This window comes from Apibacter sp. HY039, assembly GCF_004023655.1.
In the GTDB taxonomy this organism is placed as follows: domain Bacteria; phylum Bacteroidota; class Bacteroidia; order Flavobacteriales; family Weeksellaceae; genus Apibacter; species Apibacter raozihei.
Genome location: NZ_SAYM01000002.1, coordinates 56,449 through 72,044, shown reverse-complemented (window position 1 = coordinate 72,044; position 15,596 = coordinate 56,449). Strand labels below are relative to the sequence as shown.

The following is a 15,596-nucleotide window of genomic DNA, read 5'->3' as shown; positions in this document are numbered from 1 at the left end:
TTTAAAATATTTAAACTTCCGTATTTATATCAAAATTTTCAAGATAGTCAGAAACTCTTTTTACAAACATTCCTCCAAGTGCCCCATCAATTACGCGATGGTCATAGGTATGAGACAAAATCATTTTATGTCTGATACCAATTAAATCTCCCTGAGGAGTTTCTATAACAGCAGGTTTTTTAACAATGCTGCCCACAACCATAATAGCAACTTCCGGCTGATTAATAATGGGTGTACCTGCAATATTTCCAAAACTGCCAATATTTGAAAGAGTATAAGTACCTCCTTTTACATCTTCAGGTTTAAGGCTGTTTTTTCGGGCTCTGTTAGCTAAATCATTTATTGTTTTAGCTAAGCCTGACAAGCTCAATTGATTAGCATTTTTAATAACGGGTACGATTAAATTACCGTCGCTTAAGGCAGTAGCCATTCCTATATTAATATTTTTCTTTTTAATGATTGTGTTTCCTTCTACGGAAATGTTGATCATTGGGAAATCTTTAATAGCCTTGACAATGGCTTGTATAAATATAGGAGTAAAAGTTAATTTCTCTCCTTCTTTTTTATAAAATATATCTTTATATTTATTTCTCCATAGTACAATGTTGGTCACATCAGCTTCAACAAATGAAGTGACATGAGGAGATATCCTCTTACTGTTTAGCATATTCTCAGCAATGAGTTTACGCATACGATCCATCTCTATTACTTCATCTTCTGCACAGGCATGTACCGGGTAGGATTTATTGTTTACGGATTCAGTTGTAATGAATGAATTATTTTCATTTGATATGGAATTTTGAGAAGATTTTGCCCTGCTTTTTACATAAGTAAGAATATCTTCTTTTGTAATTCTTCCGTTTAAACCACTTCCTTGAATGTTGCCAAGCTCCTCCGTAGTTATATTTTCTTCTTTACATATAGCTTTAACCAAAGGAGAATAGAATTTATCCTTTGCATGTATATCATCCTGATCCTGAAGTACTTTAGTTAAGGGCTTTTCGAGTTCGTTAACAGTTTCCTTGATTATTTGGTCACTATTTATAGTTTCAGATTCTGAAATGGATGGAGTAATACTTTTATCTTCCAATGAATCTTCAGAAGAAACACCTTCCACTTCCAGAATTGCAAATGCTTCACCTATATTACAGGTATCATTCACGTCTTTAAGTTTTTTTATCAATTTACCCGATACAGGCGAAGGAACGTCCGAATCAACCTTATCCGTGGCTATTTCAATAATAGTTTCATCCTCATTAATATAATCTCCTTCATTTTTAACCCAACCGGTAATGGTAGCTTCCATTACTCCTTCCCCCATAGGAGGTAATACCATTTTATATTCAGCCATAGCTTGTAATTATTAATACAAATCTAATAATAAATAATTAGAAAAAATAGACAACTTTATATTATAAGTATAAAATTGATTTTTTATATTAATTATTCATTGAGATATTAGTAAAATTTAATCTTAATAAAATTAATTGAAATATATATGAAAATTTAAATTTAGGCAATCAGGATATGTTGAGATTTATAACAAATCCTTCATGGCTTCTGACATTAAATACCAAGTTATTCTCAAACAGTAAATATTGACCTTTAATACCGATAAGTACCCCTTCAAATTCAGGTATTTTTTTTAAATTAATGGATTTGATTTTAGAAGGATACTTTAAAACAGGATAATGAATCTGAAACATTTGATTATCTTCGGTAACAAAATGCTGATATTCCTTAGGAATAAAATCAAATAAACTGTTTTTTACGTTTGATAAATCTAAAAGCTCTACATTATTGATCAACATTTTTCTATAGTTTGTTTTATCAGATATTTGACTTTTTAAGGCTACTTCAATCATTCCTGCTTCATATCTGTTTTCTGTTTCAGCGATTTTAAGAGCAAATTCAGCCCCTTGATCTATCCAACGGGTTGGAACCTGTGATTTTCTTGTAACACCGACTTTTATTCCGCCTGAATTAGCTAGATAAACTATATGAGGCTGTAATTGTGCTTGTTTTTCAATCTCAATATTTCTGTCTTCTATGTCCAGATGAGCTTTTGATAATTCAGGTCTTACTATCCAGTCTCCAGCCTGAGCTAAATTAAAATAACAATTTTTACAGTAACCCATAGCAAATATTTCTAAATCTTGTCCACATCCGAGACACTGATAATGACTAAATTCAATTTTTATTTTTTTTTCTAAAAGTTGATTAACTGAAATTATTTCATCATCGAAATTCAGGTAATACTGAATAGGATTTGCATATTCAGTAATCATCTTAGTTAGTAAACCTGGTATAGTCATATAGTAATATTGGTAAGTATAATCCTACCGTAAGGTTAAATTCATATTGCTAAATGCAAAGATAATGGATATGAGCTCAAATTTCAATAAATTAATTAGTTTAAGTTTTTCAGATGAAAGACTGTAATTGTGATGAAAATAATATATAAGCTCCCTAAAATAGATAATTTTAAATATAAAATTAATATTTAATAAATTTTGCACATTTAATAACCTAAATAATCAGATAAAATTTAATAAAATTAATTAGGATCTGTTATGTTTTTTTATAACTTTACCTCCTCATATTGTGTCAATGAATTTTTTAACATTATAATTATTAGCTATCAATTATGAAACAACGTTTATTCAATTTTAATTTTATTTGTTTAGCTCTTTTAACCTTACTTTTCTTTGTAAATTGTTCAGGAACTAAAAAAATATCCAAAAAGAATGTAAAAAAGCAAGCAAAGACTTCTCAAAAAGCCAAAGCATCAGTTCATCCGCAGAATAAAACCAAATTAGATAAAATAATGGTTTATCTGGGAGATGAAAGTGTTATTAAATGGAAACTGATATCAATTAACAATCAGAAAGCTACTGAATTATTCACAGATTCGCCTATGATGAGATTTGATGATTTCTGGAAACAAATTTATGGAACTACTGGTTGCAATAAATTTACAGCTTATTACCTAAGAGATAATAATATAATAGGAATATCAAGAGTATCTCTTACAGAACTATCTTGTGACAATTCAAATGAATCTTTATTTATAAATACTTTATCAACAGCTACTGAAGTTAACGAGGAAGGTAATACTCTCTCAATTTTAGCAAACGGTAAAACGGTTTTAGTATTTGAAAAATTATAAGATATAATTTAACAAAGTAAAAAAGGATCTTAATCAATTGATTGAGATCCTTTTTACTTTTATATTGAATTTAATTTATATATTGAGACAGCAACAGTTCTTTTGTTAACCCGGGTGAAAATTTCAATACAATTTTTATGATTAATCTTTTTAAAGTTAATTTCTGAATAATTAATTTTTTCTTTTGATACTATTTCTCCTCTTAATTTATTTTCAGATAATTCAAGTTTTAATTTTACAGGGAAAGGATATCTATTTTTAAATCTTAAATCTTTTGTTCCATAATCTATATCAGCATCAGCACCTAACGGAAATAAGCGATTTTTATCGGAATATAAATCATATTTAAAATGATGTCTTTCTTTTATCTCAACATTACAGGTTAATGCCAGCTGATAAATAATACTGGATACTAAATGTACAAGAATAGGATTTGTAGGTTTAGAAGAATCAAAAATTTTGCAAAATGAAAAAACTTGGTTGGACTTAATAACTACCTCATTAAAATTGCTAATAAATTTAGTTAGTTCTTCTAATAAATTTCTATTCTTTATTAAAGTGTAATCCGATAGAATATATTCTAATGATATTTTATAAGGATAAAATGTTTTATCTTTAGTTATCTTTTGTGCATAAGAAGTAAATATTAAGTTTTTTAAATTTTCAAATCCAAGCATTTTTTTTATAAATTACTGATTCAATTGTAAATTTATTACAATATTTGTAAATATTAGCTTATATGTTATTTTTGATTTAATTTTACCGAAGTTTAAAATATCAATGAATATAGATTCAAAAACAACAATATATATTATTTGTCCTGCAAATAGCTCTACTGGAGGACCAGAAGCTCTTCATCAACTGAGTCATAAACTAAGGACAGTGTTGAAGTATAATGCTCAAATGGTTTATATAAATAAAAAATCAAATAAATCTCCTAAGCCTTCATCTTATACAATCTACGATACAAAAGAAGCTTTAGAGGTTATAGATGATAAGAATAATATTTTAATAATACCAGAATCATTAACTCATTATGTTTCACATTATCCCAATATACAGAAAATTATCTGGTGGTTAAGTGTTGATTTTTATGAGATTTGTAAGAAAAATAGACATCGGGGATTAAAATTTTATTTTTCTAAATATATAGTAGGGAAGAAAGAGGAAATTGAATACGGCTTAGAAAACAGATTTGATGTATTTCACTGGGCACAATCTTATCGTTCTTATTTATATCTTTTAGATAAAGGGGTATTAGAATCTAAGATAGATAGAGTATGCGATTATATGAATCCTGTATTTACAAAAAAGGCAATATTTCAGGGAGATATTTCCAAAACTAAAGAAGATATTATCATTTATAATCCTAAAAAAGGTAAAAAGCAAATTGATAAAATAAAAAATTACAATTTGTCATACCAATGGATTCCTATAGAGAAGATGACGCCTGAAGAAGTTTCTGAAATTATGAAAAAATCAAAATTATATATTGATTTTGGTTATAATCCGGGACGTGATAGAATGCTAAGAGAATCAGCACTTATGGATTGCGCTATAATATCAGGTAAAGGAGGTTCTTCTAAATATCAGGAAGATTTAAATATTCCTGAAAAATATAAATTCGAGTACTCAGAAAGTTTGATACCACAAATTAATGAAAGTATAGAGTTTGTAATGAATAATTATAGCTCAAGTATTAAAGATTTTATTGATTATAAAGAACAAATACTAAACGAGGAATCTAATTTTGAAAAACAATTAAAACAATTAAAACAATTTCATAAAAAAACGGATGAACAATACTAAAGATTTTGGAGTAAACTTAACAGGATTTTTCAAAGCTGAAATAGGTTTTGGTCAAGCAATCAGAGATAATTTAAAAGCACTAAACCAAGTTGGAATTAAAGCTGAAGCTGTAAATTTTAATCTTAATCTAAAAGACAGATTAAATGATAGTTCCATTGAATTAAGTGAAGATAATAAATACCCTGTTAATATAGTTCATGTAAATATGGATACTACCTGGGAATTTTTAAAAGAAAAATCTCCTAGTTTTTATAAAGATAAATACAATATTGGATTTTGGGCGTGGGAAATGGAAGATTTTCCAGAAAAATATTGTGAAAATTTTTCTTTTTATGATGAAATTTGGACTTGTTCAAAATATTGTTTAGATTCTATTTCTTTAAAGTCTCCTATACCAGTAATAAACATTCCTCATCCGATAGATATTAATTCTTTAAAAATCAACGAATCCTATGATTCAGAATTAAAAAGCGATACATATAAGTTTCTCTTTATTTTTGATTATAACAGTTTAATACTAAGGAAAAATGTAATGGCAGTAATTGATGCTTTTGAAAAAGCATTTGGAACAGAAAACGAAAAAGTAAGTTTGATTTTAAAAGCATCTATCCCTTCTCATCATCCGGAGGATAAGAACCGCATAGTTAAGAGAATTGAAAACTTTAAAAATATTTTTTACAAAGAAGAAATGTTAAGAAGAGAGGATTTATTATCTCTTATAAATCAATCAGACTGTTATGTCTCATTGCATAGATCCGAAGGCTTTGGATTGACAATAGCAGAAGCTATGGCTTTAGGAAAACCTGTGATAGCAACTGGTTATTCTGGAAACATGGAGTTTATGAATATTAATAATTCATATCCTGTTAAATACGAATTAACTGAACTTAAAAAAGATATAGGACCTTTGCTCAAAGGTAATTTTTGGTCTGAACCTAGTGTTGATCATGCTGCTGAATTGATGCAGTTCGTTTATGAAAATCAAGAACAGGCAAAATTAGTTGGTCTTAGAGCACAAGAAGATATAAAAAATAGATTTTCATTAGAAGTTATAGGGACTAAAATGAAGAAAAGACTTGAAGTTATTGAAGAAAGCATAATTCCATTTAAAAATACTGAAGAAGTTAAACAAAACCTTACGTATATAAAAACAGAAAATATTTTTTTGAAACAAAGAGTTCATTATCTGGAAAGAACTGTTTATAATAAATTAAGAAAATCTATAAATAAGTTCTTCAGCAAGTTAAAAGGAGAAAATTAATAAAATTGTCGGTTAAATAATTAAAGTGAGTAAAGACAAAATAGCTATAGTAATTCAGCGATATGGAAAAGAAATTAACGGTGGTGCAGAAAAACATGCTTATAATTTAGCAAGTAATTTAATTCACAAATACGAGGTTGAAATCTTAACAACTACTGCGGTTAGTTACACTAGTTGGGATAATTATTTCGATGAAGGAACTGAAATAACTGATGGCATTATAGTTAGAAGATTCAATTCAAAAAAGAAAGATTTTGATAAAGCTCAAAAACTGACTATTTATTTAGAAAAAAATTTAAAATATTCAAAATATAAATTTACAATAAATAATTTTTTTCATTTATTAACTCAGCGGTTTAAATATCGATATACAAATAAAATTTTTAAAGAATGGATTCAACAACAAGGTCCATATTGTCAAGATATTGTTAATTATTTAAAAGTAAATAGATCAGAATACAAGGCAGTTGTCTTTTTTACTTATTTATTTTATCCAACATATTGTGGAATTAGGGAGGTTTCAGAAAAAAGTATACTTATTCCAACGGTGCATGATGAAACACCCTTTTATTTTAAAGGATTCAAAAACTTGTTTCAAAAATCAAAGTTTATTATGTATAATACTTTGTCAGAGAAAAAGTTGGTAGAAACAATTTATCCTGTTGCAAAAAAAACAAAATCCGATATTGCAGGTGTAGGTTTTGATAAAATTAATATTATTTTAGATCCTTCATGGAGTAAGCCTGTTTATAGGTATTTTATATATATAGGCAGGGTTGATGTAGGCAAAAACTGTGATGTACTTATTGATTATTTTGAAAAGCTTCAACTTGTAAATACAAAATTAATATTAATAGGAGAAAATCATTTGAAAGTTGAAACTAACGATAATGTAATTTTTACAGGTTTCATTAGTGAAGAAGAAAAATGGAATTATTTAAAAAATTCAGAAGCTCTAATTATACCATCATTATATGAAAGTCTTTCTATGGTAACGTTAGAAGCTATGTCTATAGGCATTCCTGTTTTAGCTAATGCTAAATGTGAAGTGTTGAATGAGCATATAAATAATAGTAAAGCGGGTTTTACGTATACAAATTTTAAAGATTTTAAGATTGAAATTAACAAAATATTATCTTTATCAAAGGACGAAAAATTAGCTTTAAGTAAAAATGGAAAAAAATATGTTAATGATAATTACCAATGGGAGATAATTATTGAAAAGTTTATAAAAGCAATTAATGAAGTAAGTTCAAATTAATATAATCAATGTTTTTTAATAACCTGGACTAATTTTTCAGTTAAATTTTTTCTATGAAAATCGTTTATTTTTTCAGAAGTTCTAGGATAAATCTGATTTTTCCATTTTTCATACTCACTTAGTAAGAAAAATTTTAAACTATCTATTTCATCATAAGTAAAGTGTTCTCCTGTATGTGTGTAATTTATTATTTTGGATACATCGGAATCTTTAGGTCCTATAGATAAAATAGTTTTTCCAGTAGCCAGATATTCAAACAGCTTTCCTGGTATAATTCCTTTAGATTTATCCTCAGGGAAGTTGGTTATTAAAAGTATATTAGAATTATTCATTTCCTGAATAGATTCGGAATGGCTTAAATAACCTTTATTAACCATATTGTCAATTATAATTGTATCTCCTAAATCATCAAGTATAGATTCAGCAATTTTACCAACAAACTTTAATTGAAAATCAGCTTTAAAATCCGGATGTTGCTTTAATAAAACTTCAAGAGCTTTCCATAAATTATCAGGATTTCTTAAAGTTTCAAGCATTCCAATATATGCAAGTGTAAATTTATCAGTTTTTAGACTTCTATTTGCGTCTAAAATTTCAGAATCAAATCCATTGGTAATACAAAAAACTTCTTTAGCTCCAAGCTTTTCAAAATTTTCTTTATCAGAATAACTTGTTGAAAGAATAATATCCGCATTGCTCATAACCTTTCTTTCAAGCTTTTTATGTTTTTTATCTGAATATTGTGTTAAACTTAATTGTGAATAATAAGAAATTTGTGTCCATGGATCCCTGAAATCAGCAATCCACTTTATATTAGGCATTTTTTCTTTTAAACCAAGACCTATCAGATGCATACTATGAGGTGGTCCGCTGGTAATAATCAAATCAATCTGGTTATTTTTGATATATTTTTCTAAATATTTAATGGAAGGTTTAATCCAGAATTTTCGGGCATCTGGAATAAAAAAATTACCCCGAATAAAAACAGATAATCTCGATAATATTCCTTGCTTTTTTTTTGACTCGAATTGTCCTGCTTTAAAATCTTTATTTTTTTTAGATAATTTTTCAGCAATACCATAAGGTTCCCAAATACTTTTTTTAATAATCTTTACTTCCGGACTAATTTCTGAAAGTAAACTAGTATCAACAATCGGATATGATGGGTTTTTTGGTATATAAACATGAGGCTCATATCCGAATTCGGGAAGATATTTAGAAAATTTTAACCATCTTTGAACTCCCGGACCTCCTGCTGGTGGCCAGTAGTATGAAATTATTAAAATTTTCCTATCCATATTAAAATTTTACGGTGTTTTTACAATTTCATTTCTTTTATATTTCCAAAATAATAATCCTCCGCTTAAAATAATGAAAAACACAAAAGATAGTAAAGTGATAATTTTACCTTTTTGAATTACAGATGGTTCAAATTTAAAATTAATTGTATGCTTTCCTGCAGGTATTTTTAGTGCTCTCAAAATATAATCCGCCTGATAAATAATGGTCGGTTTATCATCTATGTAAGCGTTCCAACCATGTGGATAGTAAATTTCAGAAAATACAGCCAGTTGTTCCGATTTACTATTGGAAGAATATGTAAGATGGTTAGGTTCATATTCAATCAATTCAATACTAGAGAGAGTATCTTTAAGAGGACTGATAGATAAATCTTTTTGGAACTTAGAGTTAATAACAGCCTGTTTTTTATTATCTATTTTACCAAGCATGCTAATTTCCTCATCAGCATTTTTTGCAAATATAACATCTTTGACAAACCAAGCATTTCCATTATTATTAGGATTAGGAATTGGTCTAATCACAGAATCAGCTGTAATAATGTATTTAGTGTTTAGCATATCCAGAATAGGCAAATTAATGCTATCCGATAAATAAAAATCAATTATATCCTGGTAACGCTGAAGCTTAGCTCCATGGTATCCTCCTATAGATTGGTGAAAATACGAAGTATTGGTTTCATTAAAAGGGCTTAAGAGTAAATTATATACTCTGTAATGAGCCTGATCTTTTTCTTTGATAGCTTCCAGCACCTGATTAACAGGAACAGCATTTACAATACGGGCGAGTGCAGGATCTGATTCTGCTTTTTGCATCTGATTTTCCGTTATTTCAGTAGGAAAAGGATTTTTATAAAGTTGTTTATCTACAAAATTCTCATCATTTAAATAACGTTTGTTAACTCCCCATAAATCAATAAGAGAAAGGGCTGCTAAGGCAAACACAACATATTCAGATTTAAACTGACGAATCTGAGATAAATATAAAAATGCAGAAGTTAGTAATACAAATATAAAGGTTCGCAAAACGTCTGCTTCAAATAATTCATATCTGTCTTTTCTAATGGCTTCAAGAATAGCTGAACTTATGGTTTCTCCTTCCAAATTGGTATGAAATTTAAATAAAGAGAATCCGAAAAAGTAAAAAATTAATAAAATTCCTAAAACAATTCCTGAAATTATCAGAAGATATTTCTTTTTATATTCAGCTGAAAATTGTTCATCTTTAAAATAAGAATAAACACCCAGCAAAGCAAGTAATGGAATTGTAAATTCAGCAACAACCAAGGCTGAAGAAACAGCTCTGAATTTAGTATACATCGGAAAATATTGAATCATAAAATCAGTAAAGACCGAGAAGTTTTTACCCCATGCAAGAAGAAAGCTTAATAGAGTGGCTGCTAATAACCACCATTTGTATTTGCTCCTATAGAAAAATAATGCAAGAACAGATAAAAAAATAACTACAGCACCCTGATAAGCAGGACCCACAGTACCTGGCTGTTCTCCCCAATAGGAACCATTGAAAGATTTTTGAAAATTGGCATACTCCTGTTCCGATCTGATATTTTCCTGTAAGGCGGGCTGAAGATGCTCAGGTTTAAAACTTTTCTCATTGTTTCCACCTCCCATAAAGTTAGGAATAAAAAGATTTACAGTTTCTAAAATTCCATAACTCCAGTGGGTTATATAATCAGTATCTAATCCATGATTAGTATTTGATGTATTATCTTTATTTATGGTAAGCTCTGATTTACCCCGGGTCGTTTCTTTCGAATATTCGTAAGTGGAAAGCAGACGTGATGAATTCATGCCTAATGAAAAAATAAATGCAGATAACAATAATCCGGTTGAGATACCAAAAGATTTAAATGTTTTAGTTTGTATGGTTTGTATCAGTTGTATGATTCCAAAAATAGCCAGTGCCATGAAAAGGTAATAGGTCATCTGGGGGTGATTGGCTGCTATTTGTAGAGATAAAAACAGAGTTGTTAATATAAAACCCCAAACATATTTTTTTTCATATAGTAAATATACTCCTGCTACAAATGGAGCAAAATAGGCGACAGTATGAACTTTGGCATTATGCCCGGCTCCGATAATAATAAAAAAGTAGGTTGAAAAAGCAAACATTATACTTCCTAAAAGTGCATATTTCCAGTTTTTTAACCATACCATTCCAAGAAGAAAAAAACCGCTTAAAAGTAAAAATAAGTAGTTAGCAGGAGTTGGAAAATATCGCAATAAACGATCCAGGCTTTTAATAATGTCTGCAGGATAATTTGCACCCATTTGATAAGTAGGCATACCACCAAACATTGAATTACTCCAATAAGTATCTTCACCATGTGCTTTTCTATATTCCTCAAGTTCGTGAGCTCCTCCCTTATAATGAATAATATCGGGTTGAGAAATATACTTACCGGATAAAAGCGGGGTGAAATATGCAAAAGAAATTATGGTAAAAATTACCAGACACCCTATAATAGGGAGTATATAACTATTTTTTTTCATTATTATTATTAGTGTCTACTTCTTCATAATCAACAGTTTCAGCATCCCATTTTATATCTTTTTTAGAAGAGTTATCTGGTGATTTTCGCTCTGTAGATTGAAAAGACTGGGATGTTTTTTTATTATTGGATGGGGTTGGGCTGAAAAGTCTGTTTAGAAATTTAAACACAAAATAAGCAACTACTGCAAATAAGATAAATTCAATTAATCTTCCCATTTCCTATGTAATTATTGATTAATTAATTAATATAAGTATTGTTAACTGTTTTTTGTACAGCTTGTTCTGATTCTTCTCCTTTTTTAGCAGAACGGGTTTCAGTTACCGAAACAGTAAATACTCCCTTAGTAATCCATCCGGATTTAGTATCAATAGTAACTTTACCATTCTGAAATCCCTTAACAGAAATTTTATAGGTTACACCTTCTAAGACCTTAGATTCTGATTGGCTGGGTATATTACCCTGTAATTTTACTTCTGCATAATTTTCATCTACTTTAACCAGTTCATTATATCCTTTTCCTTTCATTGAAGGATTATTATTCCATTTTTCTCCTATTTTCAATCCCTGAGAAGGAAACTTCATGATTGAACTTTCAAATTGAGCTTTAAAAATCTCTGCATTGAATCCTTTTTTAAATGCCTGAACAAAATCATCAAGTTCTTTCCCTTTAAGATCTCCGGTTAATGCGGATTTTGCTTTGGAATAAACAGCATCAAGTCCGTTAATGTTAGAAACATTACCATAAATATCCATATTCATGGTAAAAGTTATATTACTTATGGCTTTATATATTTTCCACATTTTGGCCTGATCAGGATTTGAAGGTTTTTGTCCGTTAGTATCAAAAACCGATTGCTGGCCATCAGCTTTAGTAATAACTTTTTTACCACCCATATGCACTTGAAGAACATATTTTCCATCTTTAATATCCAATACGGTAAAGCTAAGCGGTTCTTTCGATTCCATACTTATAGTTTGGCTTTCTCCTCGTATGGTTAAAGTTTGAGTATTAGTTTCCCGGGTATTAAAAGGGTATACTTTTCCTTTTTCAAGGATATATCGTAAATGGTATGTATTATCTTCTGATTTATAAATTCCTGTTTCTGCAATAGGAGTCTTTGAAGTTGTATCTATAATTGAGGGAACAAAGCCCGGCTTATTGACAAGGGAGAGATTTTGAGTATCTTTTGCAGGGATTACAGAGGCTGAATCCAGCAATTTAGATTTTTCTTCATTTTTACATGAATTAAATATAGAGGATGACACTAAAGCAAATAAAATTGAAAACGCTATAAGTGGTTTTTTCATTAGGTAAAATTTTTCGCAAGTTACTAAGATAATTTTTATTTGTAAATAAAAGAATAAAAAACCTGTCATTTTTAACAGCTTATTTACATTTTGAATAAAAACTAAGTGTTTAAAACAGAATCACAAAATAATACTCTGATAAAATCAGTGTTAAAGACTGATATATTTGTTACTTTTGTATATTACTGTAAGAAAAAATTTTTGAAAGAAAAGATACAAATATCAGGCTTTACCGATGAAGAACTTTTGAAAAAATATAAAGAAACTTCGGATTCCGAATATTTTGGTAGTTTATATAATCGTTACATACCTTTAATCTATGGTTTATGTCTTAAATATTTGAAAGATCAGGACAAAGCTCAGGACGCCGTAATGCAGATTTTTGAAAATGTAGTTTCAAAAATTTTAAATTACCCAGTATTAAACTTCAAAACCTGGATATATTCAGTTGCTAAAAATCACTGTCTTCAGGAAATTAGATCTTCTAAAAAAGAAATTGTAGTTGATTTTAATAGTGAAATTATGGAATCTGAGGATATTGTGCATCTATTAGAAGAGAAGGATGAGCAGGAAGATAGATTTAAAATCCTGGAAAAATGCATGGAATTACTGCCTCCACCTCAAAGAGTGGCGGTAAATTTATTTTTTTTTAAAGAAAAATCTTACATAGAAATAGCTGATATAACCAATAATCAGTTAAAAAGTGTTAAAAGTTTTATTCAGAACGGAAAGAGAAATTTGAAAATTTGTATAGAAAAAAATCTAAAGTGAAAAAATTATTAGATTACATACAAGGAGACCGAAGAGGTAAGGACGCACATGAAATAGAGCGTAATGCAATGACTGATCCTTTTTTGCAAGATGCTTTAGATGGATATGATTCCATAAATGGTGATCATTTGGATACAATCAAACGCTTACAGTCTCAGATAAATCAAAAAACAAAAACAAAAAAATCGTATACCAGCTATTTATATATAGCCGCCAGTATCGTAGTATTATTTTCTATCGGAGCCCTTTTTTTACTATATGATTCAAATAATCAAGAATCTACCATAGCTTATCAACTTCCACAAGATAATAAGCCAAGTCCATCAATTATGTATGAAAATGAACCGTCATCTATATTAAAATCTGAAAGAACAGCTAAAATTGATAATGAGAAAAAAGAAAAAAACAGTACTTATAGTAATAAAAACAAAAATCAGTCAAAGCCCAATAAGGTAGATGAAAGTTTAGCATTAAATGAGCCTTTGGCATATTTAGAACCTTCGTATAGCAGTATTAATAAAGATGATATAAGTACAGAAAATGTTCCAGATGTATCTGAGAAATTTTTAAGAGCTAGTCCGATTAAAAAATTAAGTAGAATTAATGAGAGGGGAGAGAACAAAAGTCTGGATGGTAACCTGGGAGTAATAACTACAGATTCTGCTTTACAACAAGAAGATAGACTATCAAATAATGACTTAGCATTAAATAAAGATAATAAAGAACAGTATCCCGATAGAGAGTTATTATCACTTTCAAAAAGTGCGATAATTATAGATAATGTTCAGTATGAAGCAGTTCCGGTAATAGGCAATGAACTTTATAACGAGTATTTAAAGGAACAAGTAGTTTTGTCAAAAGAAGATAAATGCTATTCTGCGAAAGGTGTATTAATTTTACATTTTTCCGTTTCAGAAAAAGGAGTTCCCTATGATTTTAAAATTGTTAAATCTTTGTGTAAAACATTAGATAATAATCTAATTAAAGCTATTAAAAAAGGTTCACTTTGGACTGCCGGAAAGAAAGGTGAAATTATATTTAAAAGATAATATTTATTTTTTTGTAAAATTTATTGGATTTTGCAGGTTTTTATAGCTGCTCAAATCTGCTTTAAGAGAACCTACAGCTAATTCTGCCTTAATTTGTACAGGAACATGATTAGAATCGTCAGTTACCCACATGGTAACACTTTCTTTTTCTTTAAAAACTCTTCCAGATAAAACATAAGGTCTTATTTTTAAACATTTAACTGTGCCAAAACTGGTTTTCATGTTTTCCCTGCCCAGAATTTTTAGTTTAAAATTTAAAACTTCATTGTCCAAAAAAATATCTAAAGTAATAAAATCACCGGTTTTATAATTATCCGTATCCATATTTCTCAAATAATAAAATGCGGAAAGCATATCATGAATTTGTCCCGTGAAATTATAATTTTTAGAAGTATTATTTCTATTATCTGTATAAGTCAGTTTTTTATTCTTATGATCAATTACCATAGTTTGATCTCTTACATAACTACCTTCTTTAATTTTTCGAATAAATTTGGAAGAAAGAAGATTTGATTTATCCATATAGGTTTCATATCTGTCTTCCACTTTAAAAAAAACTTTAACAGCTCCGGTAGAATACCCTTCACCAATTACGTGGTAGTGAGGTTTACCATTAAAAGTAGTCTCACTGGTAGTCAAAGTAGCATAACCAGCATTCAAAAGTCCGTAATGAAGTCTGTATCGTAAATATTCTCCATCCTTAAACTGAGATGAATTAGATACCGAATCGGCAGAAATATAAAAGAAAGAAACTATAACAACTAAAAAAACAGATAACTTTTTTTTCATGGATCTTAGTTTTTATGAACAAATTATTTCAGTTTAAAACAAATAAACTTAATTTGTTAAAATTATAAAAAACTAATCAAACTTATTGCCAAAATTATTAAGCCATAAGAAAAATCAGGTATAATTATTCAGTAACGCTGATTACTTCTTCAATTTCGGGAACATGTTTTTTGATAGTCGTTTCAACACCAAGTTTTAACGTACTTTGATTGATAGAACAATCTGAGCAGGCTCCTATAAATTTAATTTTGACTTTGTTATCTTTAATTTCGATAAGTTCAATATCTCCTCCATCTGAAATAAGAAATGGGCGAATTTCATCTAAAGCTTCGTGAATTTTGTCTGCTAATGTGGTATTACTCATA

Annotated in this window: 15 protein-coding genes; 6 read left to right on the top strand and 9 right to left on the bottom strand. The window is 28.8% G+C overall.

Annotation, left to right across the window (positions count from 1 at the left end; translation table 11 throughout):
• Positions 1-10: 10 nt before the first annotated feature.
• Together EQ921_RS04360 and EQ921_RS04355 are read right to left on the bottom strand one after the other, a co-directional pair.
• Positions 11-1,351 carry a dihydrolipoamide acetyltransferase family protein gene (locus EQ921_RS04360; protein ID WP_128330740.1) on the bottom strand — a complete coding sequence of 447 codons (1,341 nt, stop codon included), beginning with the start codon at positions 1,349-1,351 and terminating at the stop codon, positions 11-13.
• 169 nt (positions 1,352-1,520) lie between these two features.
• A complete protein-coding gene (locus tag EQ921_RS04355; RefSeq protein WP_128330739.1) occupies positions 1,521-2,315 on the bottom strand; it encodes a DUF2797 domain-containing protein in 795 nt (264 codons plus the stop codon).
• A gap of 332 nt (positions 2,316-2,647) precedes the next feature.
• Between EQ921_RS04355 and EQ921_RS04350 the strand changes: the two genes are divergently transcribed.
• Entirely contained in the window at positions 2,648-3,169 is a 522-nt protein-coding gene (locus EQ921_RS04350) for an META domain-containing protein (protein ID WP_128330738.1), read from the top strand.
• A 59-nt stretch (positions 3,170-3,228) separates the two neighbouring features.
• On the opposite strand, the gene EQ921_RS04345 is transcribed toward EQ921_RS04350, so the two are convergent.
• Entirely contained in the window at positions 3,229-3,846 is a 618-nt protein-coding gene (locus EQ921_RS04345; protein ID WP_128330737.1) for a VanW family protein, read from the bottom strand.
• 103 nt (positions 3,847-3,949) lie between these two features.
• On the opposite strand from EQ921_RS04345, the gene EQ921_RS04340 reads away from it, so the two are divergent.
• The 3 genes from EQ921_RS04340 to EQ921_RS04330 are packed head-to-tail and all read left to right on the top strand — an operon-like array spanning position 3,950 to position 7,500.
• Positions 3,950-4,978 (top strand): hypothetical protein, encoded by a 1,029-nt coding sequence (locus tag EQ921_RS04340; protein WP_128330736.1) that lies wholly within the window; start codon positions 3,950-3,952, stop codon positions 4,976-4,978.
• A complete protein-coding gene (locus EQ921_RS04335; protein ID WP_128330735.1) occupies positions 4,965-6,239 on the top strand; it encodes a glycosyltransferase family 4 protein in 1,275 nt (424 codons plus the stop codon). Before EQ921_RS04340 ends, EQ921_RS04335 begins: the two co-directional genes overlap by 14 nt.
• Positions 6,240-6,264: 25 nt before the next feature.
• Positions 6,265-7,500 (top strand): glycosyltransferase family 4 protein, encoded by a 1,236-nt coding sequence (locus EQ921_RS04330; protein ID WP_128330734.1) that lies wholly within the window; start codon positions 6,265-6,267, stop codon positions 7,498-7,500.
• Between the two features lie 5 nt (positions 7,501-7,505).
• Here the strand turns inward: EQ921_RS04330 and EQ921_RS04325 are convergent, their stop codons facing one another.
• From EQ921_RS04325 to EQ921_RS04310, 4 genes are read right to left on the bottom strand one after another with little or no spacing between them, the layout of a single operon-like run.
• On the bottom strand, positions 7,506-8,798 hold the full coding sequence (locus EQ921_RS04325; RefSeq protein ID WP_128330733.1) for a glycosyltransferase: 1,293 nt from the start codon (positions 8,796-8,798) through the stop codon (positions 7,506-7,508).
• A 9-nt stretch (positions 8,799-8,807) separates the two neighbouring features.
• On the bottom strand, positions 8,808-11,312 hold the full coding sequence (locus EQ921_RS04320) for a YfhO family protein (RefSeq protein WP_128330732.1): 2,505 nt from the start codon (positions 11,310-11,312) through the stop codon (positions 8,808-8,810).
• A complete protein-coding gene (locus EQ921_RS04315) occupies positions 11,299-11,529 on the bottom strand; it encodes a hypothetical protein (RefSeq protein ID WP_128330731.1) in 231 nt (76 codons plus the stop codon). Before EQ921_RS04315 ends, EQ921_RS04320 begins: the two co-directional genes overlap by 14 nt.
• A 22-nt stretch (positions 11,530-11,551) precedes the next feature.
• Positions 11,552-12,622 carry a DUF6263 family protein gene (locus tag EQ921_RS04310; RefSeq protein WP_128152963.1) on the bottom strand — a complete coding sequence of 357 codons (1,071 nt, stop codon included), beginning with the start codon at positions 12,620-12,622 and terminating at the stop codon, positions 11,552-11,554.
• A 201-nt stretch (positions 12,623-12,823) separates the two neighbouring features.
• Here EQ921_RS04310 and EQ921_RS04305 point away from each other — a divergent pair, with 201 nt between their 5' ends.
• Both EQ921_RS04305 and EQ921_RS04300 read left to right on the top strand, forming a co-directional pair.
• On the top strand, positions 12,824-13,393 hold the full coding sequence (locus tag EQ921_RS04305; protein ID WP_128330730.1) for an RNA polymerase sigma factor: 570 nt from the start codon (positions 12,824-12,826) through the stop codon (positions 13,391-13,393).
• The gene (locus EQ921_RS04300; RefSeq protein ID WP_128330729.1) at positions 13,390-14,442 is read left to right on the top strand and encodes a hypothetical protein; all 1,053 of its coding nucleotides are present in this window, start codon (positions 13,390-13,392) and stop codon (positions 14,440-14,442) included. The genes EQ921_RS04305 and EQ921_RS04300 overlap by 4 nt, the downstream gene beginning before the upstream one ends.
• Positions 14,443-14,445: 3 nt before the next feature.
• On the opposite strand, the gene EQ921_RS04295 is transcribed toward EQ921_RS04300, so the two are convergent.
• Together EQ921_RS04295 and EQ921_RS04290 are read right to left on the bottom strand one after the other, a co-directional pair.
• Positions 14,446-15,231 (bottom strand): DUF3108 domain-containing protein, encoded by a 786-nt coding sequence (locus EQ921_RS04295; RefSeq protein WP_128330728.1) that lies wholly within the window; start codon positions 15,229-15,231, stop codon positions 14,446-14,448.
• Positions 15,232-15,355: 124 nt separating this feature from the next.
• The gene (locus EQ921_RS04290) at positions 15,356-15,595 is read right to left on the bottom strand and encodes a NifU family protein (RefSeq protein WP_128152959.1); all 240 of its coding nucleotides are present in this window, start codon (positions 15,593-15,595) and stop codon (positions 15,356-15,358) included.
• Position 15,596: the final 1 nt, after the last annotated feature.

What these genes read in the sequence shown, in the direction of transcription:
- EQ921_RS04360 (WP_128330740.1), bottom strand. Translation starts at nt 1,351, where the DNA reads ATGGCTGAATATAAAATGGTATTACCTCCTATGGGGGAAGGAGTAATG.
- EQ921_RS04355 (WP_128330739.1), bottom strand. Translation starts at nt 2,315, where the DNA reads ATGACTATACCAGGTTTACTAACTAAGATGATTACTGAATATGCAAAT.
- EQ921_RS04350 (WP_128330738.1), top strand. Translation starts at nt 2,648, where the DNA reads ATGAAACAACGTTTATTCAATTTTAATTTTATTTGTTTAGCTCTTTTA.
- EQ921_RS04345 (WP_128330737.1), bottom strand. Translation starts at nt 3,846, where the DNA reads ATGCTTGGATTTGAAAATTTAAAAAACTTAATATTTACTTCTTATGCA.
- EQ921_RS04340 (WP_128330736.1), top strand. Translation starts at nt 3,950, where the DNA reads ATGAATATAGATTCAAAAACAACAATATATATTATTTGTCCTGCAAAT.
- EQ921_RS04335 (WP_128330735.1), top strand. Translation starts at nt 4,965, where the DNA reads ATGAACAATACTAAAGATTTTGGAGTAAACTTAACAGGATTTTTCAAA.
- EQ921_RS04325 (WP_128330733.1), bottom strand. Translation starts at nt 8,798, where the DNA reads ATGGATAGGAAAATTTTAATAATTTCATACTACTGGCCACCAGCAGGA.
- EQ921_RS04320 (WP_128330732.1), bottom strand. Translation starts at nt 11,312, where the DNA reads ATGAAAAAAAATAGTTATATACTCCCTATTATAGGGTGTCTGGTAATT.
- EQ921_RS04315 (WP_128330731.1), bottom strand. Translation starts at nt 11,529, where the DNA reads ATGGGAAGATTAATTGAATTTATCTTATTTGCAGTAGTTGCTTATTTT.
- EQ921_RS04310 (WP_128152963.1), bottom strand. Translation starts at nt 12,622, where the DNA reads ATGAAAAAACCACTTATAGCGTTTTCAATTTTATTTGCTTTAGTGTCA.
- EQ921_RS04295 (WP_128330728.1), bottom strand. Translation starts at nt 15,231, where the DNA reads ATGAAAAAAAAGTTATCTGTTTTTTTAGTTGTTATAGTTTCTTTCTTT.
- EQ921_RS04290 (WP_128152959.1), bottom strand. Translation starts at nt 15,595, where the DNA reads ATGAGTAATACCACATTAGCAGACAAAATTCACGAAGCTTTAGATGAA.